Genomic DNA, 26,523 nt, shown 5'->3' on the forward strand with positions numbered 1-26,523 from the left:
ACTCATAATAAGATCAGAAAAATTGATTACCCTGTTTGACAAACTTCTCCCACCAGACAGATAGAGCCAGCAAATTAAAATATTGTATAGCCCTATTCTGCTTATACCAGAACCAATTACCAGCTTCATGCGATTCCCTGTCGTATGAAACGACAAACTTCTCCACATAGTCTCTATTCAGGAAATCGGAAACAAGAGATGAACTAAGGACGTAGTCGGCAATCCGCGCACGCTGTTTGTCATCCTTGAAAAAGACAGGCATAGGAGCAAATCCTCCCTGCTTTTTCTTTGCGGTGATTGCCTCCGGAAGCATAGACTGATAATGATATTTCAATAGATATTTAGCCGTAACATCTCCTTTAGCTATTCGAAAGACACTGTCTCCTTTGCATTTATAACGAACCGGCAATCGCACCAGGAACATATATAAATCCAGATCCATGTAAGGAAAGACCAGATGGTTGCCGAACATATCAGCAATTTTAGAAGCCTTAAACAAGATGACCTGATTAATAATCTTTTCTACATCAGTCTTATAGTTATGCTGGGTATATAAATACTCAAAACTACGCATATCAGGAAGCGGATGTGGAGAAGAATAAAGAAAAGAATGGTCTCTGAGCAGTTTTTCTAACCGAAACGTAGGAAAGCCAAATAAATCTCCCTCCAAAATATGCAATATCTTATCCAGGTGGAAACGGATCCGGTAAGGACTTGCATCTGTATCAAAAGCAGGCCGATCCAGGACCTTATATAAAAAATTCACGATCGGCTTCATCCCATAGCGGGATATCAGATAATGCAAGGCGACCTCGCGCCCGGAAGTCCCGAAATATTGATCATTGCCATCTCCTCCCAATATTACATCCGGTTTCTCCTTCCCTATCAGGCGCATAACAGCATAATTTACCATTAATCCACCTTCCACAAAAGGATCCCCTAACTGCTCGACCAAAGCTGGAAGCGCCTTTATCTCGCTCCCGTCCATCTCATATTCGGTATGAATCGTCCGGAACGTTTCGGACATACACCGGGCCAAAGGTAATTCCGTCCAATTGTCCCCTTTGAACCCGATTGAATAAGAACGGATATCGCCATTGTAAAAGGAACGTAATGCTGCCAGATTACATCCGGAATCATATCCACCACTCAAAAGAATGCCAACATTCGAACTTTCACCGATACGCTTTCTTATAGCTCCGATATGCAAAGCGGCGTATTCTTCGGCATAAGCCTCCAATGTTTTTTTCTCGGATGAAACCGGAATTATGGCATCGGTAGGAAACAAGGGACCGGACTCCATATGTCCATCCTTGTATGTCAAGACTTCTCCAGCACCTAATTTCCGAACGCTTGAAAAGGCAGAACAAGGGGTAGCGATATAACCGATCGATAAGAAAGAACTCAATGCTTGGTAATCTGGTGTCGCCTCGAATCCCTTCGTCAATGTCAAAAGAGAAAGAGAAGAAGCAAAATACTTATCCGTATAATATACCTGGTCAGCCAGGCCGTGTCGATCACGAACGATCAATACCGAATCAGGAGTTTTCATAACACAGGTAAAAGCTCCATCCAAAGAGGAAAGCCCCTGGATTCCCTTTAGGTCATATAAGGTGAAAAATGTTTCCGCATCGTCTATCGAGCCATATTCCTTCTTATTATATAGCTCACCGAAAAACCAGATATGCACATTCTTCCGCAGATAGCACTGACAATCCACCTTATAAGCCATCCCCTCTTCCAGCTCAGCCTGTTGCCCTTCCGGGAGTTCACTTCCTCTATTCCAACATCCGACAAACATATCGATCTTTTTATTATTCTACCCCATGCTCCGTATGAATAAACTTCTCATTAGCTCCCTTTAAACGGAAAAGGTTCAGGAACATACTGAAAAACGTCTCCGGCAATTCTATCACGGCAACGAATAGTCTCCTAGTATATAAACTCTTTGGAACAGCCAGTAGCAAAGAGACTATCAATATACAGAACAGCGCCCACCATTTCAGGGAAACTTGCCAGGAAATGAAAGAAATGACCAGAGCAATAATAAAAGCACCTCCCAACAGGAGCAAACGGGGAATACTCATCTGCTGGAACAGTTTATCGCAAAAATCCCAATTCTTATTCAACAAGGCAACCGGCACATCACCAACAAACTCCCTCAGGTAATGAATCTGTGCCGACAGCCACCTCCTACGTTGTCGGGCAAAATCCCGGCAGTTCTGAACCTTCTCATCCAAGACATAAGTATCCGGCAAATAATCAATACGTTTACCAGCTTTAAATAAAGTAAGTTCCAAAGCCCGGTCGAAACCGCCAATCGCGTGTATATCGGATAGCATCTTTTTGATTAGTTCGAAATCAAAGACCATACCTGAACCGATCAAAGCGGCCGACAGGCCCATATTCACATGCCCTTGCCGGAAAATACTGTTATTGATCTCTTCACTTACAGCATCGAGGTAAGCGAGACTCGTATTCTTATTCTTGGCTGTCCGGTGCGTCTGGTAGCCGACGATGTTTCCGTTGAAAGGAGCAGCATTGACTTGATTGAGATAGTCAGGGCCTATGGTATTATCCGCATCCAAGATCAAAGCCAAATCATAGCCCGACAGATGACTCATGGCCAGATTCAGCGCCTTTGCTTTCGTACTGTTCTCGAAGCGGACGACCTCCAAAATAAGAGGTAAAGCCGACAGCCTCCCATTCGTTACCGCTTCCATCCGGTCGGAGATAACCACCACATCATACCGGTCATGAGGATAATTCTGCCGCAGGCAAGATTCCACACACTCCATGATCACCCGGTCTTCTTTATAGGCCGGCACCAATATGGCGACACGACGAAAAGAAACGGCCTCCTTCTCTCTCTTCTCCCGTTTTCCGAACACAGAAGCGATGCTGAAAACGAGCAAATACAATATATTGACGGAGAAACATACAAACAAGATGATCTCCAGTAGCCTTATTAGTAACATATGCCAGCCTTTACAAACCTTGGAAATAACTGATTGTCTTTCTAAGCCCTTCATCCAGAGAGATAGAAGGCGTCCACCCGTGGAGCATCTTCCTGGCAAGCGTAATGTCCGGCTTCCGTTGCTTAGGATCATCGGACGGCAAAGGACGGAAAACGATCTCCGAGCGGGAGCCTGTGAGGCGGATGATATGCTCTGCCAGTTCAAGCATCGTAAACTCGTCGGGGTTGCCCAGGTTGACCGGCCCCGTAAAAGAGTCTCCGGTCGACATCATGCGGACCATTCCCTCTACCAAATCATCCACATACTGGAAACTACGGGTCTGATGCCCACTGCCGTAGACTGTTATACTCTCGTTGTTAAGAGCCTGAATAATGAAGTTAGAAACGACACGACCGTCATTGACCGTCATATATGGACCATAAGTATTAAAGATACGGATAATTTTAACCTTCAGTTTGTTTTGGCGGTAATAATCCATGAAAAGCGTTTCCGATGCCCGTTTCCCTTCGTCGTAACAGCTACGGAGACCTATTGTATTCACATTTCCCCAATACGATTCCGGCTGTGGATGAACGAAAGGGTCACCATATACCTCGCTCGTCGAAGCCTGTAAAATACGGGCATCATGCTCTTGAGCCAAATCCAGCATATTGATAGCTCCCAAAATAGAAGTCTTAATTGTTTTAATCGGATCATACTGGTAATGGATCGGCGAAGCCGGGCATGCCAAGTTATAGATTTCATCAATCATTGAAGTCGTTTTATAGGGAATGGTCACATCGTGTTCGACCAATTGAAATCCGGGGTACTTAAGCAGATCGTGCACAAAGAGCTCGGAGCCGGTAAAATAATTATCCAGGCAGATCACCCTGTTTCCTTCCTTCACTAATCGTTTGCATAAATGCGACCCTATAAATCCGGCTCCTCCGGTCACCAATATAGATTTCATGTATTTTACCCCTTAGATTTGTTTATTTTTTAATCGTCAACAAATGTAATGATTTGTTTTCAGTAAAATCCAAAATATATTGATTATTACATACTATTAAAAATATTATTCTTCTATTCATGAGGGATGGAAGAAAAATTAAGTACATTTGCAACACTCGGAATAATATAATTTATACAAAAAACTGCATGGAACAAATATACTCCCTCTTCGTCTTCTTATTTTGGTTCGGACTATTCATCGTCTTTTATACTTATATCGGTTATGGAATCCTGTTATACCTTCTGGTACGTATCAAAGAAACAATTAAGAAGGAGGATATCCGGGCTCTCCCAGTCCCCCTGCCCGACGTGACGCTCTTCATCGCTGCTTATAATGAAGAAGACATTATCCCGAAAAAGATGGCAAACTGCCGGAGTCTCTCCTATCCAGCCGACAAACTACATATCGTATGGGTGACCGACGGATCAAACGACCTCACAAACGAACGGCTGGCAGCCTATGAAGATGCCACCGTCCTCTTCAATCCCGAACGGAAAGGCAAAACAGCCGCCTTGAACCGGGGAATGCAATATGTCTCGACACCCTATGTCGTTTTTACGGATGCCAACACAATGCTGAATACAGATGCCATAAAAGAGATCGTCCATAGTTTTTCAAATCCCGAAGTCGGATGTGTGGCAGGAGAAAAGAGAGTCGATACTCAATCAGCCCAAGGGGCGACCGCCGGAGAAGGCATCTATTGGAGATATGAATCGGCTTTGAAAGATTTGGACGATCGGCTTTATTCAGCTGTCGGTGCGGCAGGGGAACTTTTCGCCATACAAACCTGTCTATTCGAACAAATGCCGGCAGATACCTTGTTAGACGACTTCATCCTTTCCCTCCGCATTGCCGCCAAAGGTTATAAGATAGCCTATTGCAAGGAAGCCTATGCTACAGAGACTGCTTCCCTGAACATGAAAGAAGAAGAGAAACGGAAAATACGAATAGCAGCCGGCGGCCTGCAATCGGTCTGGCGTCTTAAAGGCCTGTTCAATATTTTCCGCTACGGCACACTTAGTTTCCAGTATGTCAGCCACCGTGTATTGCGTTGGACGCTTACCCCATTAATGCTTTTCCTACTATTGCCGGCAAATTTTGTCCTCGCTCTGTCAGGAAGTCCTTTCTACATAGGGATATTCGTCCTGCAACTGCTGTTTTACACTGCCGCCTATGCTGGTTACAAAATGGAACAGCGGAACCTGCGTAATAAACTGCTATTTATCCCCTACTATTTTATTTTTATGAATATAAATGTTATTCGGGGATTCTTCTACCTGCACAAAAACAAGGGAAATGGAGCTTGGAGCAAGGCTAAAAGGGGACCGTCCACCCTATAATAAAAACACCCCAGATGAACGCAGATTTAGGGATCTCGTTCATCTGGGTGTTCCATATCCTCTACAGTCAGCAGTAGATGCCGACTGTTTCAGATCACTATGGCTTATGCATGCATGACCAGCAACGGTGTGTCCGTATGGAACAACATCTTACGGGCGATAGAAGGGTTGAACATGCGTGCCAGGATATTCCGTCGATAGGTACTGAGTGCTATCACGTCGATATGTTCATCCCGCACAAACTTTTCGATTGCCAATAACAGATCGCCATCGGCCAGCACCGTGTGGGTGATATGGGCCTCCGGGTATTGCTTCTTGAAATACTCGTTGACTCCTGTCAAACGTATTTCATTCCATTCGTTCTTACTTGTCGAAATATTAAACAAGTGGATATGGGCATTGTACGGTTTGATGATTTCCATAAACCCATCGAACGCCACCAAGTCACGCTGATTGAAGGAAGTGGCAAACGCTATATTTTTAGCTTCGCTCAAATCTTCAAAAGGCACATTTTCAGGAATAGCCAAGACAGGAACCTTATTCACCTCGATCACTTCACCCGTGACGCTACCGATCAGATCCAGATCTTTCTGACTCTTTCCGCGAGTTCCCATCACGATTAATGACGGATGGTATTCCTTGCTGTAGGCGATGATCTCTTCTTCCGGCAAACCTTCACGGAGAACATAATTGTATTTCACTTCAGGAAGTTCACCAGAGTGCATCTTGCGATTGATCAACGTACAGATGTTTTCCATATCGATCTGGACACGCTTCAGGACATTCTGTGCCGTCTCTTCCTCGTTCACCTGGTAAGCCAACGTGTCGCCCATCGGAATAGCAGACGGGAAATAAGGACTGAAATAAGCGTGCATGATCATCACTTCGGCTCCGACTTTATGGGCATAGTTGATTCCCAATTCACACGCTTTGACAGAATAGTCGGAAAAGTCTATCGGTATCAATATCTTCTTCTCCTGTGGACCGGCTTTTTCCTCTTGTTCGGCATCCTCGTTAAGCCATTTACTGTCTTCGATGATACGCAAGGCATGAGGCAGATCGCTTTCTTTAATTCGCACACGTACACCAGCCGAAACTACCGGTTGGATTTGGTTTACATTGTGTATGTAGACTTCAATCCCCTCTGTTTCAAGCATCGTTTTGAGAATCTGGGCTTTCTCGAACGTGTGAATCGCTAACGTTACTAATTTATCTTCCATACTCGTGTGTTTTTATAAATTAAACAATCGGAAATCACTAAATGTTGAGTAAACAAAAAATCCCACAGCGTCTTTTTAGATTCAGCTATGGGATTTCTTTGTAAAATGAATTTCTTTACGCTTGCTGTGCTTCCGATACTTCTTCGTTTTCAGCGAGTATCTGCAAAGCACGTTCGAATATTGTGGTATCGTCCAATACTACTAAACCTCCGTCAGGTCCCGGTTCAATATGTATTCCACAACTTTTGCCATCTTTAAAATTATGCCCACCGAAATAGTTGCGAACTGTTTCAACAGAGATTCCCAGCTCATCAGCAATACGGTGAGTGCTTCCGTCAGGCAGACTGTCTTTCAGTCTGCGAAGTTCATTAAATGTAATAGTTTTTGTCATGGCTTCCTTATTTTGAAGGTTAATTACTTTGTTTTATTTCGTGCCACTAACTTAGTCATTATAAATTACAGCGACAAAATTATTCCGTGTAAATAAATATGCTTTACGACATGTATCATTTTTGCAGGCAAGCCGCAAGCGGTACATTAAAAATGATAATAATAAGGATCGTCACATATATTGCATAGACAATGAGACGGATACGTTTTTTCGAATACAGCGGTTCCCGGTTATTCACCTCCACAGGAAATAACTTCGAACGGCCGAAAGAATAGAGCTTGTAGACCAGATAACCGAAGAACACACCCGAAACGGCACCCGGCACGATATCCGAAATGAAATGGACTCCGAGATAAACCCGCGTATAAGCGGTAAGAACCGCCCAGAAAAAAATCGTCCAGCCAAACAGTTTATCCCGCATGATCAATGCCATAAGAGTCGCAAAACCGAAAGCGTTCGCAGCATGGCTGGAGATAAACCCGTAAAGTCCCCCCCGGTATCCGAAAACAATTTTCACCTGGTCCATAAAATCAGGATGGTGAGTCGGACGGAAACGGGTAAAAATAGGCTTACAGACATGAGAGGCAAACTGGTCGCACAGCGTAACGACCAATACGATCGCCAACAGAACCAATAACGACTCGCGCCAGTTCTTTTTATAAATCAAAACCAGCAGAATCAAAAAGGCTAACGGCAGCCAAACTGCCTTTCCTGTGAAAATCCACATAAAACGATCCAGAAAAGCAGAGTCGCTGCCGTTAAGCGCAAAGAACGCATCGCGTTCGTAAATTAGTATTTTTTCAATCATATAACTTCAATGTCTTTGCTCGGCATCCATCCAACATTTCCATCTTCCATTTCTATTTCATTCCAGTCTCCCAACTTGCTTTTGATAGAAACCTTTGTTCCTTCATGCAGAATAAACAAGTCGGTTCCACTTGCATCGGGAGAACTTTTCACTGTCACTGTTGGAGCAAACACGATTGCACTCTTCCGGTTTACCAGCTCGTCCTTCTGGTTCCCGGCAAAGATATTGGCAAAGATGACCAACACCAAGAATACCAGCCCCAAATAGAACCCGATTTTTTTCAAATGAATCCATTTGGAGAAGAAGAACAGGATCAGGCAGCCGATAAAAAGGATAAAACAAACGATACCGGTCTGCGCCCATGAATCGGCAGCCCCCATATTTTGAACCTTGTCGAACCAACGGTGGAGGAAGAAATCGCCCACCGGTTCGATCTTGTCGACAGACTTCTGACGTGCCAACTGCAAGTTGAAACGGATATCCCCATCCCCCGGATCCAGTAGCAAAGCCCGCTCATAGTTCAAGATGGCCGGAGCAATCTTGTTCTCCTTATAATAAGCGTTCCCTAAATTATAGTAAATTTCGGCCGATTCACCATGAGTCTTCAGAAGCCCTTCGTAGAGTTCGATAGCCTTGCCATAATCTTCTTTCGTATAGGCAACTTCCGCTTCTTTGATCGCTGCCTCCTGAGCAAACGCTCCTATGGCAACAAATTGAACCAGGAGAAAGAATACGATCTTTTTCATATTTATATTCATCTTCATCGCGTTACTTTTTAATTGTATTTTCCATTTTGCCAATGGCATCCACTGTCAGTTCATATAACTTATCCATCGCATCCGAAGCCTGTGCCGGAGCATAGCGAGCAAACTCGCAAGTGTTCAGGATATCCATAAATTCTTTGATCAAAGCGTCGTCCACACCATATTTCGCCAGTTCCGTTTCGACATTATCCTTTGTCAGGTTGGCCTGCGGGATACTCAACTTGTCGCTCAGGTAGCCCCACAAAGCACGAAGCACTTCGTCATAAAATTCTTCTTTCTTGTTTTCCTTCATCAGCTTGCCGGCATTTTTCAAACGTCTTACCGCCATCTTATTAGCTTTCTTCGTTCGAACCAATGCCAAGTTGGAATTCTCTTTCACCTGCTTACGGTAGATGAAGAAGAAGACAACGAATAGGATTGCCGGGATCAGATAGCACATATAGTACATGAATGAACCGAAGAACAGTTCATTATTCGGAACGAAATGAATGTCGTTCACCTTCAGGTAACGGATATCCTTACCCAAGTATTTAACACTTTCCTTATTGCTGAAGTTAGAAACGACAGGAGATGTTCCTCCCCCCTTACCCTGCTCTACATGCAGTTTGTACGGTTCGGATGTAATCGTCTTATAAGAACCTGTTTTGGTATCGAAATAAGAGAATGCGACAGCCGGAATTTCGAAATCACCTGCGTAACGCGGGATCGCCATATATTCGATCGTCTTCGTACCGGAAGATCCAGCCGTAGTAGTCTTGATGTCCACTTCCACCTTCGGATCGTACACGTCGAAATCGTTCGGGAAAGCCACTTCCGGATTCTTTATCAGTTTAATGTTTCCATTACCGGAAATCTTCACCTTCACAGTAACAGCATCGTCTGTCTTTACATTATTGGAACTGATGCTGGATGTCATTGTAAAATTACCTACCGCACCGGAGAATGAAGCCGGCTTACCCGACGGCAACGGTTTAACATCGATTGTTACAGGGGGAGTAGTCAGTTCTTTCTTTACATCTATATAAGACGAAGAACCGAAGAAATCGTCGAATACGCTGGTTCTCTGTCTGGCCGGTCCAGGCACACGCAAAACAATATCCAATTTCCCGGAAGGAATCGTAATCTTCCCTGAACGCTGAGGATACAACACCGTTTGTTTTATAATAGCAGTCCCGTAATTCTTTCCCTTATAGTTTTCCATTACCAGCTGCTTATTTTGCGGCAGCTCTACCTCTTGGGCAAGAAAACCCGTAAATTCGGGGAACTTAGGCTGATCAATCCCTCCGATATCTTTTCTTACATACAATTTAAACGTAACCAAAATGCCTTCCTGTTCATACACATTCCGTTTAGAAACATCGATTGTCAGAAAAGCATCGTCCTTACTGATTCCGGTACCGGTCGAACCACCTTTGGTTGCCTCTTCCGCCTTATCGGGAGGAAGCACTTTTATCACTAATGCGTTAGACGTGTAATTAGCGCCTTTGACCTTGATTGTTGCCGGTGCGATATTGAAAGTACCCTCTTTCTTCGGTTGGAGGATATAGGTAAACGTCAATGATGTTTCGGTTGTCATTTTACCGTTAATAATCTGGGTACTCATATTTGTGGAAGTAGACGGACCTATCAATACCTCGAAGTCCGGTATTTCCGGTACACGTATATCTTTACCTTCCGCATTCACCGTGTACGACAATCTGAAAGTTTCTCCCATAACAACAGCTTCCGGAGCAGAAGCCTTGAACGTTACATCCGCCGCTCTGGCTACCACTCCGAAAGTTGCAAAGAGAACAAATAAGAAAACTAATTTCCTCATTCCTCAATCCTTATTTTTTAATTTTTAATTCTTAATTCTTAATTTGTCAACTACCACTCTTTATCCGTGCGACGGCGCTGTTGCTGTTGAGCCTGCGCTTTCTTCACCTTTTCCTGAGTGTCTTTTTCATCCTGCAGGAAGGCATCCAACATCTGCTGAGCGTTATCTTTGCTCATCTGTTCTTGCTGTTGCGGTTGTTGCTCCTGTGTCTTATCCTGCTTCTTATCATCCTGCTGTTGTTGCTGATCCTGATTCTGCTGCTGTTGATCCTGTTTATCCTGATCTTCCTTCTTATCCTCGTTCTGATCCTGATTTTGATCTTCATTCTGCTGATTCTGTTGATCCTGCAACAATTTTTGTGCCAAAGCCAAATTATAACGTGTCTCATCATCTTTCGGGTTCAGGCGCAAAGATTGTTTGTAAGCTTCGACACTTTTGGCATACTCTTTGCTCTGCATGCCAATATTTCCGACATTATGATAAATTTCCGCCAAGCGAGCTTTGCCTTCGGGCGTTTCAATCATCTTCTCCCCCTGTCCGGCTATCAGCTGGTACTGCTCGGCAGCTTCAGGAAATTTCTTCTGTTTATACAAGGCATTCCCCAGGTTATAAGTCCCCTCGGATGAACGCGGGTTCACCTCCAAGCTTTTCCGGTAGGCGATTTCTGCCTCGGTAAACTTTTCCGTCTCATAAAGTTTATTCCCCTCCCGCACATTCTTACGCTCCGCTTTCTGGGCCAACACGGCTCCAGAACAGAACATAAATGCCGCCATCCATATAATCGATTTTCGCATACGTTTCATCTTATCCATAGCATTAAGAGAATAATTTTACTTTTCTGAATATACGGTTCTTGCGATCCAGCGTCATGAAATCCACCAAAAGCAGAATCAATGCAATCCAGGCAAACGTCTGGAAACGTTCGTCATATTCCGAATAGACTTTGCTGTCCAGTTCCGATTTATTCATCTTATCGATCTCTTTTTGAAGTGCACGAAGCGCAGAATTGGTGTTGTCGGCCCGGACATACGTCCCATGACCGGCAGCCGCAATCTCCTGGCACATCTCTTCATTCAGTTTCGTGATCACCACATTTCCATCCTTGTCCTTCATGTAGTTGTTGCTACCGTCCACCGGGATCGGAGAACCTTTCGGGTCGCCCATACCGACAATGTTTACATGAATACCTTTTTCTGCTGCTGCGGCAGCTGCTTTCACGGCATCGTCTTCGTGGTTCTCACCATCGGTAATCAGGATAATCGCCTTGTCAGATGTCTCGCTCGGCGTAAAGGAACGTACAGCCAGGTTGATGGCAGCCCCGATAGCCGTACCTTGTGTCGACACCATCGACGGGTTGATGGATGAAAGGAACATCTTGGCCGAGACATAATCGGATGTGATAGGGAGCTGCGTGAAAGCATCTCCTGCGAAAACGATCAGTCCGACCTTATCATTCGAAAAGCCGTCGGTCAGTTTGGACAACATCTGTTTGGCTTTGGACAAACGATCGGGCGAAACATCTTCCGCCAACATCGAATTGGATACGTCCAGACAAACCATGATCTCCACTCCCTGACGCTTCACTGTCTCCAGTTTGGAACCGAACTGTGGCCCGGCCATAACTATGATAACCATCGTAATGGCTCCGAACAACAGCCAAAACTTCAGATGCTGACGTTTGGGAGAAACCTCCGGCATCAACTCTGCCAACAATTCAGGATTACCATATTTCTTTATTGCCTTCTTCTTCAAGACGATTGCATACACATAGAATGCAACCAGTACGGGAAGCAAGAAGAACAAGTATAAAAAGTCCGGATGTGCAAAACGAAACATAAGCCTTTTATATTTACGGTATATTTCTTAACAATGTATTTCTCAATAATATCTCGACCAGCAACAGTGAGAACAGCAGGATCGCCCAATTCTTGTACTCTTCCTGCTTTTTACTATATTCCTGTACGCTGATCTTTGTCTTCTCCATCTTGTCGATTTCCGAATAGATCTCCTTCAGACTGGCGTTGTCCGTCGCACGGAAATATTGCCCGCCGGTCGTAGCTGCGATCTGTTTCAGAGTCGGTTCGTCGATCTCCACATCGACATCCATATACTGGACACCGAAAGCGGTCTGGAACGGATAAGGCGCCTTGCCCTGCGTTCCGACACCGATCGTATAAACACGTACGCCGAACGTCTTGGCAATCTCGGCAGCCGTCACCGGAGCGATCTCGCCCTGGTTGTTTACACCATCCGTCAACAGGATAATAACCTTCGACTTGGCCTGGCTGTCCTTGATACGGCTGACAGCATTCGCCAACCCCAGACCGATCGCCGTCCCATCCTGGATGATACCCGGCTGGACATCCTTGAAGAGGTTCAACAGGACCGTATGGTCCGTCGTCAACGGACATTGCGTGAAACTCTCCGCCGCAAATACGACCAACCCGATATTATCGTTCGGACGGCCGTTGATAAAAGCGGACGCCACATCTTTGGACGCTTCCAGACGATTCGGTTTCAAGTCCTGCGCCATCATACTGGTCGAGATATCCATTGCCAGCACGATGTCGATGCCTTCCGTCGAAGAGTTCTGCCAACTGTTGGTCGACTGCGGACGCGCCAATATCACGATAAGGACAGCCACCGCCGCCATACGCAAGATGAAAGGGACATGCCTGAGCCAGACTTTCCAGGAGCTTGCTCCCGGAGCATCGAAACCTTCCGTAGACGATACCTGCAAACTTGCCTGATTCTTGCTCAGTTTGTAGACGTACCATCCGATCATCGGGATCAGCAATAATAACAAATACAGATATGTAGGATTTGCAAATATCATCTTATTCTTTACTTATATTTGAATCATTCTTTTCTACAGGCTTTACTTCACCTTCCACCTTTTCACCTTCTCCGGGAACGGGAATCTCTTCCACCTTCGTCTGGTTAATGAACAAATAAGCGTTCATCAAGCTCAAATCGTTTTCATCGGGCAGCGGATTCATCTTCGCGAACTTCACGAAATCAGCCAGTTGCATGATCTGTTTCAGGCTTTCATAGACAGAAGTCGCTTCTTCCTGCTTGCGGATGATATCAAGTATCTCACCGGAAGTCATTTCCATCGCATTGATACCGAAACGATCCACAATATAACGGCGCAACGTATCCGTAATCAAGGTATAATACTCCTTGCTGCGCCCCTGTTGCCAGAGTTTCTGCTGCTTGATCTCGTCGAGTTCCTTGATCGCCTGTTCGTGAGGCGGAAGTTTCGGTTCCGGCTTCTTGAACGGCAGGATGGATTGACGGTTACGCATACGTTTGATCACGTAGGCAACCACACAAATCAGGAACAGAGTCAGCAACACGCCGAATATCCAGGGATAGTAATCGGCCAATACAAAAGGCGGCTTCCAGACGCTTTTGATATCGTAAAACTCCTCCGGTTTGTCAGCATTGACAGGAACTGTCGACACCTTCAAGGCCACCTGGTTGGAGTAAACGGTATCCGCCCCATCGATCACCATGAATGGAGGCAACAGATAAAGGGAAGAGTCGAAAGAGGTCACCAGCAAGTCCTGCTTGATCAGCAGGCGGTCGTTTTCGATCAAGGTGGAGTCCGCTTTCGGAATTTCCAGCACCTCCACTCCTGCCATCAACGTGTCACGCGGGATGACAAGCTGGACGGCCTTATCTTTGTCTGTCGTTACCGTCAAATGTAAAACAGTCTGCTCTCCGATCAGTATAGCAGCAGAATCGACACGGACGTCAACGAGTGCCTGCTGCGCATACGCTTTCCCGCCGGACAGGAACGTTCCACCGGCAAGTGCAAGTAACAGAATGCTTTTCTTTATTAATTTCATTTGTTTGCTTTAATTACGTTTGTCAAAAAGAGCAATCAATGCTTTCACATAATCATCTTCCGTACGGACAGAGACCGAATCGACACGACATTTCTTAAACGAATCGCTCATAGCAGCCTGCCGGCGGTCCCACCATTCCTTGTAGGCGGCCCGTACACGGGCGGAAGAACTGTCTATCCAGCGTTCCTGTCCGGTCTCCGCATCCTTGATCTTCATCAACCCTACAGCCGGTAATTCCGTCTCGCGGCGGTCATACACCTGTATGGCCACCACGTCATGTTTGCGGTTGGCGATGGTCAAGGCATCCTTGAAACCATCCTTGTCGATAAAGTCGGAGATCAGGAAAGCCGTACAGCGCTTCTTGATCGCATTGGTCAGATATTTCAATGCCTGTGCAATATTGGTCTGCTTTTTATCCGGCTGGAAGTCGATCAGTTCGCGAATGATATACAAGATATGTTTCTTCCCTTTCTGGGGAGGAATAAACTTCTCGATCTTGTCGGAGAAGAACACCACGCCAATCTTGTCGTTGTTCTGGATAGCCGAAAAGGCTAATGTCGCAGCGATCTCCGTAATGACTTCTTTCTTCATTACATTCACAGAACCAAAGTCCCTACTCCCCGACACGTCGATCAGCAACATCACCGTCAGCTCCCGTTCTTCTTCAAACACCTTCACGTAGGGGCGGACATAACGGGCGGTCACGTTCCAGTCGATATCGCGGATATCATCTCCGTATTGATACTCGCGCACCTCGCTAAACGCCATACCACGCCCTTTGAACGCAGAATGGTATTGTCCTGCAAAAATATTGCGGGACAAGCCACGCGTCTTTATCTCAATCCGTCGAACCTTCTTTAATAGTTCACTTGTTTCCATATTATTCAGTTGAAAGTTGAGAGTTGAAAGTTGAAAGTTAATAAGAGAGCTAAAAACGGGCTGCTTACGCAACTTTCAACTCTCAACTTTCAACTTTCAACTATTTAGGGGACTTCGACTTTGTTCAGAATTTCGCTGATCACCTCTTCGGATGTCAGGTTATTGGCTTCCGCTTCGTAGCTCAAACCGATACGGTGACGCATCACGTCGTGACATACGGCACGGATATCTTCGGGGATCACATACCCTCTGCGTTTGATAAAGGCATACGCACGGGCGGCCAGCGCCAAACTGATGGATGCACGCGGAGAGGCACCGAAAGAGATCATGTTAGACAGGTTTGCCAAACCATGTTCCTGCGGGAAGCGGGTAGCAAACACGATATCTACGATATAGCGTTCGATCTTTTCGTCCAGATAAACCTCACGGACCACCTTGCGGGCTTCGAGGATCTCCTCTTTCGTCAGGATCGGTTTGATGTCCGGCTTCACTCCGGAGATATTCTGACGGATAATCAGCTTTTCCTCTTCTTTCTTCGGATAGTTGATGATGACCTTCAGCATGAAACGGTCTACCTGTGCTTCAGGCAGCGGATAGGTTCCTTCCTGCTCGATCGGGTTCTGGGTTGCCATTACCAGGAAAGGAGACGGCAACTTGTATGTATTTTCGCTGATTGTCACCTGACGTTCCTGCATCGCTTCCAGAAGGGCGCTCTGCACCTTTGCCGGAGCACGGTTGATTTCATCCGCCAATACAAAATTAGCGAAGACGGGACCTTGTTTGACTTGGAATTCTTCGCTTTTCTGACTATAGATCATTGTACCGATCACGTCGGCCGGCAGCAAGTCCGGCGTAAACTGAATACGGCTGTATTTCGCATCGATCAATGATGCCAGTGTCTTAATAGCCAATGTCTTTGCCAATCCCGGCACACCTTCCAGCAGGATATGGCCATCTGAAAGCAGACCGATCAATAACGATTCAACCAAATGTTTCTGTCCAACAATTACCTGGTCCATACCCATCGTAATCATGTTCACAAACGAACTTTTACTTTCAATTCGCTCGTTCAACTCACGAATGTCTACTGTCTGACTCATAGATTTTCTTCAATTATATTGTTATTATTTTTACTTGCTTTTTTAAGATGCACAAAATTAGAAATGTTAAATTCGTATCCTGCACTTTCGCAGTTAAATAATACTAACCTGCGCAGAACTATTTTGTTTTATTTTACTTAAAAGGGAGAGTTTTCGTTACAGTTTGCCACTCAGTATCTCAGTCTGGCGGGCAGCGGCTTTTTCGACGGAAGAACGGTCACGACGGTCGATGCCATACGTTTCCGGTGCAGGCACCTCAATCACAGTGCCGATAGGCACGTTATTCGGGTCTTTAATGATGGCTTTGTTATATTCATACAGATATACCCAGAACAATTTGCTCCCGTAATATTTCAACGAGATCAGCGTCAGGCGGCTTCCCGGCTCGATCTTGACACGGGCAATGACTTTAGGCGAAGCAGTTTCAGACTTTACCTTCGTATCCGGTGAACCGGCATGAGGAGCCAATACAGGCTCTTCTGCTTCCGGAGAACTCATATCCGGCAATTTAGAAAGCGTGTCTTCCGGTAAAGGAGCGGCATCATCCCTGACCACAACAGTATCTTCCCTCAAAGAGATGGAATCTCCTACAGCAGCACGATTCTTCCAAACAGCCACTTTCTTTTTTAAATCAAGCATATCCTTGGCTTCTTTGGAAAAAAAGAAAACATTCAAGGACAAACAAAGACCAAAACAGGCCAGAAAGATAACAATCACCCAAATAATCAATTTCAGTTTATTCCGGGACATATCCACACCTACGCTTGTTTCCGAATAGCGAGCTACTTCATCCTCTTCTTCTTTAACGGAGCAAACGGGTTGGTCTACTACCGGTATCTCCCGGGCTTCTTCAAATGTTTCAGAAGTTTTTTCAAGGCTTTCAGCAGGTTTCAATATATCAGGAGTTTCTGACACCTCATCAGTTTCCGAGACTCCCTGACTTCCTATATCTTCTGAAGCTTCCTGGATTTCAGGAGTATCAAGAGCCTCTTCTTCCTGAAGCAAACGATTCTCTTCAGGTATCACCTCCTCGACCGATTCATCTTCCGTTTCTTTTATTTCCGGTTCATCCGACACGATATCCATATCGGTAAAATCGACATTCTCGCCCAGTTCGGTCGTTTCAAAAAAAGAGAACGGCTTATTGACAAGCTCCCGCAGTTCCTTATCCGGCAGAAAGGAAAACTTATAATGTTCCGGGATTACAAAACGTTCCCCCGTATTCACATGGATGCTTTCACGCTTCTCCACCGGAATAATTTTAAAAGTGCCGAGACCTTTGACCTTTACCAGCTTATCCGTATAGACACCTTCCGATACGACCGCTATGAATTCCCTTAAAAAGCGCTCGGAACTATTCTTGTCCTTGCCTGTATATTCGGCCAACAGACCGGCTAAATCCTGTATCGTCAGCCGGTTATTCATGGTCGCCTAATTCTTTTAGTTTATTCTTGACTGTCGTTCCGGGTTTAAACACCGGAACGAGCTTGGGAGGGACTAAATACCGTTTGCCGTTTGAAGGATTGACCGAGATCCGTTCCGCTTTCTTTTTCACCTCGAATTGGCCGAAACCCTGCAAATAGATGGTGTCGTTGTCTACCAGACGCGAACTGACGACGGAACTCAGGACAGAAAGCGTTTCGGCGACTTCCTGTGCAGTCCAGCCCATACGAGCGGCAAGTTCAGTAACCAGTTCCTTATTTTTCATATCCGCGTCCATTAATAGATTATGCAGCTATATTAGTTATTTTTTCGTAAACCGACAAACATCTTTGCAGTTTTTATATCAAATTAAAGTACGCTTCCATACAGGTCGAAAGCCTGCGCATCGTCAATCCGTACGTTATAAAACGTTCCGGGGATCAACGGCTTCTCTTTAGAAACAAGAATCTCCGGATCGACCTCCGGTGAATCGAATTCCGTACGGCCGACATAGAAGTCGTCTTCCTCCCGATCGATCATCACCTTGAATTCCTTTCCGATCTTGGAGCCGTTCACTTCGGCCGAAATACCTTCCTGTATGCGCATCAGATAGTCCAACCGGTCTTGTTTGACGTCCGGATCGATATCATCGGTATAATGTTTAAACGAATAGGTTCCTTCCTCATGGCTGTAAGCAAAGGCGCCCATACGTTCGAAGCGGGCTTCCTTTACGAACTCGACCAGCTCTTCAAAATCCTGCTCGGTTTCCCCCGGATGGCCGACCATCAAGGTTGTACGCAGATGGATGCCGGGAACTTCCTCCCGCATCCGGCGTATCAAGGCATACGTTTCTTCTTTCGTGATGTTACGGCGCATTTTCTTCAACATCGGGTCACTGATATGTTGAAGGGCGATATCCATATATTTGCAGACATTATCGCGTTCGCGCATCACCCTGAGCAAATCATAAGGGAAATGGGACGGATAGCCATAATGCAAGCGAATCCATTCCACTCCCGGAATATCGGAGATGCGCTCCACCAGTTCCGGCAACGCATGGCGTTTATACAGATCCAAACCATAATAGGTCAAATCCTGGGCGATCACCTGAAATTCTTTCACACCCTGTTTCACCAACAGGCGGACTTCTTTCTCGATTTCTTCCATCGGTATGGACTGGTAACGCCCCGTACTGATCGGAATGGCGCAATACGAACAGGTGCGGTCACACCCTTCGGCGATCTTCAGGTAGGCATAGTGCCGGGGAGTCGTCAAAACACGGTCGGCAGCCAATTCCCGGTGGTAGGATTTACCCAAATCGTTCAACAGTTCTTTCCAATTGAACTTTCCATAGAAACGATCGACTTCCGGTAACTCATTTTCCAAGTCTTTCAGGAACCGTTCGGAAAGACATCCCATGACAAACAATTTACCGATCTTCCCTTTCTTCTTGGCCTCTCCCAGATCGAGTATCATATTAATCGACTCTTCCTGGGCATCTCCGATGAAACCGCAGGTATTCACAACAACGATTTCACCGTTAATCTTATGGGGGTCATGTTCGACGGTATATCCGTTCGCTACGAACTGGCGCATAAGCTGCTCCGAATCCACCAGGTTCTTTGAACATCCCAGTGTTATAATATCTACCTTATTTTTCCTCATATATTATGGTACAACTCCCTTTATTCTCCGAAAAGGGAGTTTACAAATTCTTTTCTATTGAAAACCTGGAGATCCTCTATTCCTTCTCCCAAGCCGATGTATTTGACAGGGATACGGAAATGATCCGAAATACCGATCACGACGCCACCTTTGGCTGTTCCGTCCAGTTTGGTAACCGCCAAAGCATTCACCTCGGTTGCAGCCGTAAACTGCTTGGCTTGTTCAAATGCGTTTTGTCCGGTAGAACCGTCCAATACCAACAAGACTTCGTGCGGTGCATCGGGAACCACTTTCTTCATCACATTCTTGATCTTGGTCAGCTCGTTCATCAGATTGATCTTGTTATGCAGGCGACCGGCGGTATCGATGATCACCACATCCGCCCCGTTCGCCTTTGCCGAACTCAACGTGTCAAATGCCACTGAAGCAGGGTCAGAACCCATCTTCTGCTTCACGATAGGCACTCCTACCCGTTCGCTCCAAATCACCAATTGCTCTACTGCTGCGGCGCGGAACGTATCGGCTGCTCCCAAATACACATTTTTACCGGCCTTCTTGAACTGATAAGCCAGTTTGCCGATCGTGGTCGTCTTGCCTACCCCGTTCACGCCTACGACCATGATGACATACGGCTTCTTGTCTTCCGGAACCGTAAACGACTCCAGGTCTTCCGTATGATTTTCTGTAAGCAGGGAAGCGATCTCTTCACGCAGGATCGCTGTCAGCTCACTGGTCGTCACGTATTTGTCTCTGGCTACGCGGTCTTCGATACGGGATATGATTTTCAGTGTAGTATCTACTCCGACATCGGAAGTAATCAGTACTTCTTCCAGATTGTCCAGGACTTCGTCGTCCACCTTGCTTTTACCGGCAATGGCTCTGGTAATCTTAGAAAATACATTTTCTTTTGTCTTAGATAACCCCTTGTCCAGAGTTTCCTTTTTTTCCTTACTGAAAAAGCTAAAAATACCCATACCTTAATTTATTTTTGTTCTTCTTTTGAATGAGTGCGCTAAATTACTAAATAATTGACAATTGACAATTGACAATTGACAATTTTATTTGTCACACTCTTTAATTGTCAATTGTCAATTGCTTCAGTCCATTCTCCCCTTATAGTCTTCGTAACCGAACTCTTTGTACATCACGAGCCGGTCTTCCTTGCTCCACAAAGCCAAAGAAGGATGCGGAATTCCGTTGAACATGGTCGTCTTGACAACGGTATAATGGATCATATCTTCGAATATCAATTTATCACCTACTTTTAATGGCTGCTCAAAAGACCAGTCGCCCATATAATCGCCGCTCAGGCAACTGTTGCCCCCGATACGATAGGTCGGCTTCCCCTCTTCCGGCTCCATAGCCCCGCGAATCACCGGCTTATAGGGCATCTCCAGACAATCCGGCATATGGCAAGTGAAAGAGGCATCTATAATCGCAGTCTTGATGCCATGATTCTCCACGATATCCACCACCGTCGTCAGCAGGAACCCGGTTTGCCAGGCAAATGCACTTCCCGGCTCCATGATGATTTCGAGATTCGGATACTTGGCCTTGAACGACTGCAACAGACCGATCAGATGCTCCGTGTCATAGCCTTTTCGTGTCATCAGATGTCCGCCACCCATATTCAACCATTTGATATGTGGCAGGAAACGGCCGAAACGTTTTTCGACCTCTCCCAACGTCTTTTCCAAATCATATGAACTCGACTCGCAAAGCGTATGAAAATGCAAGCCTTCGACACCGTCGGGCAACTTGTCGCCCAAAAGGTCGCTGACCACTCCCATCCGGGAACCCGGCGCACAAGGATTATACAAATCCGTTTCGACATCCGAATATTCCGGATTGATGCGCAGGCCGCACGATACCCGGTTTCCGTCTGCCTTCACCATCGGATAGAAACGTTCGAACTGCGTGAGCGAATTGAACGTCACATGGCTGCTGTATCTCAAGATCTCCGGGAAATCCGCTTCCGTATAGGCCGGCGAATAGGTATGTGCTCGGCTCCCCATCTCTTCAAAAGCCAGCCTGGCCTCGAACTTTGAACTTGCTGTCGAATACGGGATATATTCACGCACGATCGGAAATGCTTTCCACATTGCAAATGCCTTAAAAGCCAGGATTATATTAACTCCCGCCTTCTCCTTCACACTTTTGATCAGTGATAAATTACGGCGGAGCAATTTTTCTTCCATCACATAACAAGGGGATGGTATCATATTGAAGTCTATCATCCGGTAAGTATTCTATTTAGTATATATGTGCAAAGGTACTAAATAAAAAGCGAAAAACAAGAGAGAGGCTTATTGTCTCCTCCTCCCTTATTGTACTTTTCTGAAAAATACCCGTTAGTCTAAATCGAAACACACAAGCATGAAAATCGATTTTCATACCCATGAAAACGAAATTTCCCGCAAGGGTAATATTTTTTAATAATCCAACACATACTATAACATTGACTATCAATATATTGCAAAACAACTGCTTTTAGAGGGGTTATTGTATGTTTTAACATTTCAAAATAGATATTCTTCCCGTTATTCTCCGCAATACCGGAAGCAAGGAGGCAAACGGCCTCCCAAACGCCTCTTTCCTCTTCATTAACAATTATTATAACAAAACGCACGCTGTCATCTACTAAAATAAAGTAGATTTGCGAAAAGATAGTAAATTGAAATTCAAAAACAACAAGACAATGGAAAGACTGACAGCACAAGAAGAAAGTGTAATGTTGTATATCTGGAAATTAGGATCGTGTTTCATCCGTGACATACTGAACGAAATGCCCGATCCGAAACCACCCTACACCAGCGTGGCATCGGTGGTCCGGAATCTTGAAAAAAAGAAGTATGTCACCCCGAAAAAATTCGGAACGATCACCCTCTTCTCTCCACGTGTGAAAGAAGCGGAATATAAGCGTACCTTCATGTCGAATGTCGTACAAAATTATTTCACCGGTTCTTATAAGGAAATGGTTTCCTTCTTCGTCCGTGACCGTAAATTATCCAAAAGCGATTTACAGGACCTGATGGACCAGATCGAAAAAGAAGAATAATCAATTATAAAGATATCAATATGATAACTCCGATACTTATCTATTTTCTAAAGGTAAATCTGGCGTTGGCATTTTTATATATCTGTTATCGCCTCTTATTCCGTGACGATACGTTCTTCAGGCTTCGCAGAGGGGTGTTATTGTCGATTTACCTGATCGCATTCCTTTATCCTTTACCGGATTTAAGCGGCTGGTTGTCCACCCAGACAAGCGTAGCGGGTATAGTCGGCTACTATTCGGGGTTACTACCTAAAGAAACAGTCCTGACGGCAAGCAATGAAATAGCCGCCTCCGACTGGAAAGAAGCCGGACTCAAGGTTATGCAAGTTATCTGGCTGGCAGGAGCCGGCCTGTTGCTGTCCAGGTGTCTGGCGGAGCTGTTCACTGTTTCTCGTTTACACCGGAAATGTAGGAAAATCACTTTGAACGGCACCGAAGTTTGTATCCTTCCGGAAGCGGAAGCCTCCTACTCTTTTTTCGGCTGGATTTTCATTTCACCCGATCCGCATCGACGGGAAAAGCTTGATGACATTTTGATCCATGAACAAACACACGTCCGCCAATGGCATTCGATCGACATGATGGCCAGTGAAATCGTCTGTATCGCCTGCTGGATAAATCCGTTTGCCTGGTGGATAAAGAAAGAGATCGGTATCAACCATGAATTTATCGCAGATGAACAGGTCATGCTTGCCGGATTCGACAAAAAAGAATACCAGTACCATCTGATCGGAGTAAAACATCCCAATACGGCTATTGCAAATTTATATAACAATTTCAGTGTCTTACCACTTAAAAAGAGAATTACTATGTTAAACAAAAAAAGGACGAACAACGCCAGAAAAGTGAAATACCTGGCACTGGTTCTAATGGCCGCAGGCTTGCTATTGCTCAATAATATCGATGCGATGGCACGTGTATTGAATGAAAAGGTAGCAGAGGTTATCCAACAACCGACTGTTCTCGCCACCACTACTGTTTCCAAAATGGAAGCAGCCAATCCGCTTCCACCGGAAAAAGACAAGATTTATGACACATGTGATATCATGCCGGAATTTCCGGGTGGGCAAAGTGCATTATTGCAGTTTCTTGCTAAAAGCATAAAATATCCGGCAGAAGCCCAGCAACAGGGAAAACAGGGAAAAGTAGTCGTCACATTCGTTATCGAAAAAGACGGAAGTATTACAAACGCCAAAGTGACACAGGCTTTATATCCCTCATTGGACGAAGAATCCTTACGGGTTGTCAAGTCGATGCCCAAATGGACTCCGGGAAAGATGAAAGGTGGGAAAGCCGTCCGCGTACAATACACGGTCCCGTTAACTTACCGATTGCAGTAGCCTGACAGTATTTCCCTTTTTGAGCAGGACACAAAAAAAGGCATGCAATCTTCAAAAATGCTGCCAGGCGATAAACGAAGATCACATGCCCCACGCTCCTCTCGAAGAGGGAGATATTTTTTATAAATTTCTATCCTTCCAGCGCTTGCCAGCCGGTGTATATAAAAACACACAAAAACCTACGGCTAAAGCAGCCATTAACCCGAATGAAAATATCGCTACATCCATAATTTCACTATTTTAATAAGTTATTACCCGTTATACAAAAACTAATGGCCATCAGCATTCCCAATACGATAACGATTCCCCACTTCAAATCTGCATCTTGAAAGAATGAAACCATCCCTCCTAATACCATTGCCGCAAAAGCCAACTTCGATAAATCGTAGAAATACTTCGCCATCGCTTCTTTTTTAACCCTTTTCATCTCTCTCAAAGCCTTCAAAGCCTCTTGTTGTTCCATGAATTTCCCCATAATTAAGTCTTTTATTCGTTAATGCCTCAAAGATAGGAGATTCATTCTGGAATATCAATTGATTCAGCCGATTTATTCGATAATTGTCAAGCGTGCAAACTTCAAAAGCAGTTGTTTTTGACCGAAATGGGCAAACGAAACGGTTGCTTTCGCATTACCGCCTTCTCCTTCAATGGCAGTCACCTCACCTTCCCCGAAACGATCGTGCTGGACTTTAGCCCCGACATACAATCCTGACAGATCAGACGTCGAAACAGAAGAGGGAGACGAAGAAGCCGCTTCCATCCGTGTCAGACGTGCCTGCCGTCCGACTGCCTGAGCGACCGGAGAGACATAAGCGTCTTCTTCCATTGCCTTCGGTTGGCGGAAAGGAGAGGAAAAAGCCGAAGAACGACGGGTGCCGGCAAATGAACCATCAGTAGCAACATCTGCCGACGCATAAATATATTTGGTATCGATATCTCTCAAGAAGCGGCTGGGCGAACACATCGCACTCTGGCCATTACGGTAACGGCTTTTGGCATATGTCAGCACACAATTTTCCTCCGCACGGGTAATAGCGACGTAGAAAAGGCGGCGTTCTTCCTCCACCGCCCTCGGATTGTCTTTCGACATGGCAGAAGGGAACAGGTCCTCTTCCAACCCGACAACGAAAACATTCCGGAACTCCAAACCTTTGGCTGCATGCACCGTCATCATTGTCACCTTGTTTGCCTGTTCTTCCTTATCGTTATCCTGATCTGTCAATAACGACACCTCAGACAGGAAGTCGGCAAGCGATACATGCTCCGCTCCTTCTTCGCGGCGTATCTCGCAAAACTCGGCAATGCCTTTCAATAACTCCTGCAAGTTTTCCTGCTTGCTGATCCCTTCCACCGAACGATCCTGAAACAAGACACTGACAATGCCGCTCTCCTTCACCACCGCTGCAGCGATTTCTTCGGCAGAGAGTTTAACATTACGTTCGATAAAACCGGAAATAAGCTCCCGGAAATCACTTAGCTTCTTTGCCGTACCATTATTGACCGGCAAAGCGTACCCGATCGGATCGTTCAACACGGTCCACAAACTGACGTTATGATCAGTGGCGGCAACGATTAATTTATTGAGAGTCGTATCGCCTATCCCTCGAGCCGGATAGTTGAGCACACGTTTGAAGGCCTCCTCATCATGCGGGTTGACAATCAGGCGAAGATATGAGATGACATCCTTCACTTCCTTACGCTGATAGAAAGACAGACCTCCGTATATCTTATAAGGGATTCCCCTTTTACGCAAAGCTTCTTCCAAGATGCGAGACTGTGCATTTGTCCGGTACAGGATGGCAAAATCGGCATAATCATAATTCCGCATCCTCATATCGTTAATCTTACCGGCAACAGCATATCCCTCTTCATAATCGGAATAGGACGAACAGATGGCGACTTTGCTCCCTTCCTCCTTTTCCGAATAAACGGTTTTTTGGATCTGCTTCGTGTTCTTATGGATCAGGCTGTTTGCCGCATTCACAATATTCTGTGTCGAACGGTAATTCCGTTCCAGTTTGAAAATACGGCAACCCGGATACTGGTTCTTGAATTGCAGGATATTATCGATATTGGCTCCTCGGAAAGAATAGATACTTTGCGCATCATCCCCAACCACACAGATACGCCGATGCACTTCGCACAAACGCTGAACGATCAGATGCTGTGCAAAGTTCGTATCCTGATACTCGTCCACCAGCACAAACTGGAAAAAGCTCCTGTATTTCTCCAATACGTCCGGATGATCGCGGAAGAGGATGTTCGTTTGCAACAACAAATCGTCGAAATCCATCGCCCCCGCTTGTTGGCAACGGTTCTGATACCGCTTATATATCTCACGCAACAAAGGGACTTTCGAATCTATATCATGTTGCACCAACTCCTTGTTCTGCTCATACGCCTTATAGGTAATAAGCGCGTTTTTCGCATTCGAGATACGACTTTGCACCATTCCCAGCCGATACACTTTGTCATCGAGCTGCATCTCCTTCATAATGGAACGGAGCAAGCTTTTGGAATCTGTCGCATCGTAAATGGTAAAATTGGACGGATAGCCGATACGCTCCGCCTCGGAACGGAGAATACGGGAAAAGATGGAATGGAACGTTCCCATCCATAACCGTCGTGCCGTCCGTTCGTCCGTCAGGGAGGCGATACGCTCTTTCATCTCGCGTGCCGCCTTATTGGTAAAAGTAAGTGCCAGAATACTTTGGGGAGGCAACCCTTGCCTTAACAGATAAGCTATCTTATAGGTCAGCACGCGTGTCTTTCCCGATCCGGCCCCGGCTACCACAAGCGAAGGCCCGTCGGTATAGACAACTGCTTCGCGCTGACTTTCATTTAATTGTTTCAGATATTCTTCCACGTATCTTGTATTTTTAAGGATACAAAGGTAC

24 protein-coding genes are annotated in these 26,523 nt (G+C 45.5%); 3 read left to right on the plus strand and 21 right to left on the minus strand.

The window, feature by feature from the left end:
- Positions 1-13: 13 nt before the first annotated feature.
- From NQ564_RS06785 to NQ564_RS06795, 3 genes are read right to left on the minus strand one after another with little or no spacing between them, the layout of a single operon-like run.
- On the minus strand, positions 14-1,801 hold the full coding sequence (locus NQ564_RS06785) for an asparagine synthase-related protein (protein WP_008149552.1): 1,788 nt from the start codon (positions 1,799-1,801) through the stop codon (positions 14-16).
- 13 nt (positions 1,802-1,814) lie between these two features.
- Complete coding sequence (locus tag NQ564_RS06790) at positions 1,815-2,978, minus strand: glycosyltransferase (RefSeq protein WP_021862555.1); 1,164 nt, start codon at positions 2,976-2,978, stop codon at positions 1,815-1,817.
- Between the two features lie 10 nt (positions 2,979-2,988).
- A complete protein-coding gene (locus tag NQ564_RS06795; RefSeq protein ID WP_008149549.1) occupies positions 2,989-3,927 on the minus strand; it encodes a UDP-glucuronic acid decarboxylase family protein in 939 nt (312 codons plus the stop codon).
- A gap of 188 nt (positions 3,928-4,115) precedes the next feature.
- Here NQ564_RS06795 and NQ564_RS06800 point away from each other — a divergent pair, with 188 nt between their 5' ends.
- Positions 4,116-5,309 (plus strand): glycosyltransferase family 2 protein, encoded by a 1,194-nt coding sequence (locus tag NQ564_RS06800; RefSeq protein WP_039848182.1) that lies wholly within the window; start codon positions 4,116-4,118, stop codon positions 5,307-5,309.
- Positions 5,310-5,413: 104 nt separating this feature from the next.
- Here the strand turns inward: NQ564_RS06800 and NQ564_RS06805 are convergent, their stop codons facing one another.
- From NQ564_RS06805 to nspC, 16 genes are all read right to left on the minus strand, one after another.
- Entirely contained in the window at positions 5,414-6,529 is a 1,116-nt protein-coding gene (locus tag NQ564_RS06805; protein WP_008157616.1) for a universal stress protein, read from the minus strand.
- Between the two features lie 115 nt (positions 6,530-6,644).
- Positions 6,645-6,920, minus strand: a complete 276-nt coding sequence (locus tag NQ564_RS06810) for a hypothetical protein (RefSeq protein WP_008153583.1) — start codon at positions 6,918-6,920, stop codon at positions 6,645-6,647.
- A gap of 115 nt (positions 6,921-7,035) precedes the next feature.
- Positions 7,036-7,728 (minus strand): phosphatase PAP2 family protein, encoded by a 693-nt coding sequence (locus tag NQ564_RS06815; protein WP_008153581.1) that lies wholly within the window; start codon positions 7,726-7,728, stop codon positions 7,036-7,038.
- The gene (locus tag NQ564_RS06820; RefSeq protein ID WP_008157612.1) at positions 7,725-8,492 is read right to left on the minus strand and encodes a tetratricopeptide repeat protein; all 768 of its coding nucleotides are present in this window, start codon (positions 8,490-8,492) and stop codon (positions 7,725-7,727) included. The genes NQ564_RS06815 and NQ564_RS06820 overlap by 4 nt, the downstream gene beginning before the upstream one ends.
- Positions 8,493-8,496: 4 nt before the next feature.
- A complete protein-coding gene (locus tag NQ564_RS06825) occupies positions 8,497-10,308 on the minus strand; it encodes a BatD family protein (RefSeq protein ID WP_008149542.1) in 1,812 nt (603 codons plus the stop codon).
- Positions 10,309-10,358: 50 nt separating this feature from the next.
- The gene (locus NQ564_RS06830; RefSeq protein WP_187368673.1) at positions 10,359-11,111 is read right to left on the minus strand and encodes a tetratricopeptide repeat protein; all 753 of its coding nucleotides are present in this window, start codon (positions 11,109-11,111) and stop codon (positions 10,359-10,361) included.
- A gap of 13 nt (positions 11,112-11,124) precedes the next feature.
- Positions 11,125-12,144, minus strand: coding sequence for a vWA domain-containing protein (locus NQ564_RS06835; RefSeq protein WP_008149539.1), 1,020 nt, complete (start codon positions 12,142-12,144; stop codon positions 11,125-11,127).
- Between the two features lie 13 nt (positions 12,145-12,157).
- Entirely contained in the window at positions 12,158-13,144 is a 987-nt protein-coding gene (locus NQ564_RS06840) for a vWA domain-containing protein (RefSeq protein ID WP_008149537.1), read from the minus strand.
- 1 nt (position 13,145) lies between these two features.
- Positions 13,146-14,162 carry a hypothetical protein gene (locus tag NQ564_RS06845; RefSeq protein ID WP_008157607.1) on the minus strand — a complete coding sequence of 339 codons (1,017 nt, stop codon included), beginning with the start codon at positions 14,160-14,162 and terminating at the stop codon, positions 13,146-13,148.
- Between the two features lie 9 nt (positions 14,163-14,171).
- Positions 14,172-15,041, minus strand: coding sequence for a DUF58 domain-containing protein (locus NQ564_RS06850; RefSeq protein ID WP_008157604.1), 870 nt, complete (start codon positions 15,039-15,041; stop codon positions 14,172-14,174).
- A gap of 104 nt (positions 15,042-15,145) precedes the next feature.
- On the minus strand, positions 15,146-16,141 hold the full coding sequence (locus NQ564_RS06855) for an AAA family ATPase (RefSeq protein WP_008149530.1): 996 nt from the start codon (positions 16,139-16,141) through the stop codon (positions 15,146-15,148).
- A gap of 156 nt (positions 16,142-16,297) precedes the next feature.
- Positions 16,298-17,566: an HU family DNA-binding protein gene (locus tag NQ564_RS06860; RefSeq protein ID WP_008149528.1), complete on the minus strand. Its 1,269-nt coding sequence runs from the start codon at positions 17,564-17,566 to the stop codon at positions 16,298-16,300.
- Positions 17,559-17,849: an HU family DNA-binding protein gene (locus NQ564_RS06865; RefSeq protein WP_005642933.1), complete on the minus strand. Its 291-nt coding sequence runs from the start codon at positions 17,847-17,849 to the stop codon at positions 17,559-17,561. The genes NQ564_RS06860 and NQ564_RS06865 overlap by 8 nt, the downstream gene beginning before the upstream one ends.
- A gap of 83 nt (positions 17,850-17,932) precedes the next feature.
- The gene (gene rimO, locus NQ564_RS06870; RefSeq protein ID WP_008149525.1) at positions 17,933-19,228 is read right to left on the minus strand and encodes a 30S ribosomal protein S12 methylthiotransferase RimO; all 1,296 of its coding nucleotides are present in this window, start codon (positions 19,226-19,228) and stop codon (positions 17,933-17,935) included.
- A gap of 20 nt (positions 19,229-19,248) precedes the next feature.
- Positions 19,249-20,202, minus strand: coding sequence for a signal recognition particle-docking protein FtsY (ftsY, locus tag NQ564_RS06875; protein ID WP_005642931.1), 954 nt, complete (start codon positions 20,200-20,202; stop codon positions 19,249-19,251).
- A 123-nt stretch (positions 20,203-20,325) separates the two neighbouring features.
- Positions 20,326-21,465 carry a carboxynorspermidine decarboxylase gene (gene nspC / locus NQ564_RS06880; protein ID WP_129649933.1) on the minus strand — a complete coding sequence of 380 codons (1,140 nt, stop codon included), beginning with the start codon at positions 21,463-21,465 and terminating at the stop codon, positions 20,326-20,328.
- A 461-nt stretch (positions 21,466-21,926) separates the two neighbouring features.
- Between nspC and NQ564_RS06885 the strand changes: the two genes are divergently transcribed.
- Complete coding sequence (locus tag NQ564_RS06885; protein WP_005638199.1) at positions 21,927-22,286, plus strand: BlaI/MecI/CopY family transcriptional regulator; 360 nt, start codon at positions 21,927-21,929, stop codon at positions 22,284-22,286.
- 20 nt (positions 22,287-22,306) lie between these two features.
- On the plus strand, positions 22,307-23,626 hold the full coding sequence (locus NQ564_RS06890; RefSeq protein WP_008149516.1) for a M56 family metallopeptidase: 1,320 nt from the start codon (positions 22,307-22,309) through the stop codon (positions 23,624-23,626).
- A gap of 235 nt (positions 23,627-23,861) precedes the next feature.
- Here the strand turns inward: NQ564_RS06890 and NQ564_RS06895 are convergent, their stop codons facing one another.
- Complete coding sequence (locus NQ564_RS06895) at positions 23,862-24,101, minus strand: DUF6722 family protein (RefSeq protein WP_008149513.1); 240 nt, start codon at positions 24,099-24,101, stop codon at positions 23,862-23,864.
- Positions 24,102-24,173: 72 nt separating this feature from the next.
- Positions 24,174-26,492, minus strand: coding sequence for an ATP-dependent helicase (locus NQ564_RS06900; RefSeq protein WP_227963237.1), 2,319 nt, complete (start codon positions 26,490-26,492; stop codon positions 24,174-24,176).
- Positions 26,493-26,523: the final 31 nt, after the last annotated feature.

Source organism: Parabacteroides johnsonii DSM 18315 (assembly GCF_025151045.1).
Taxonomy (GTDB): Bacteria; Bacteroidota; Bacteroidia; order Bacteroidales; family Tannerellaceae; genus Parabacteroides; species Parabacteroides johnsonii.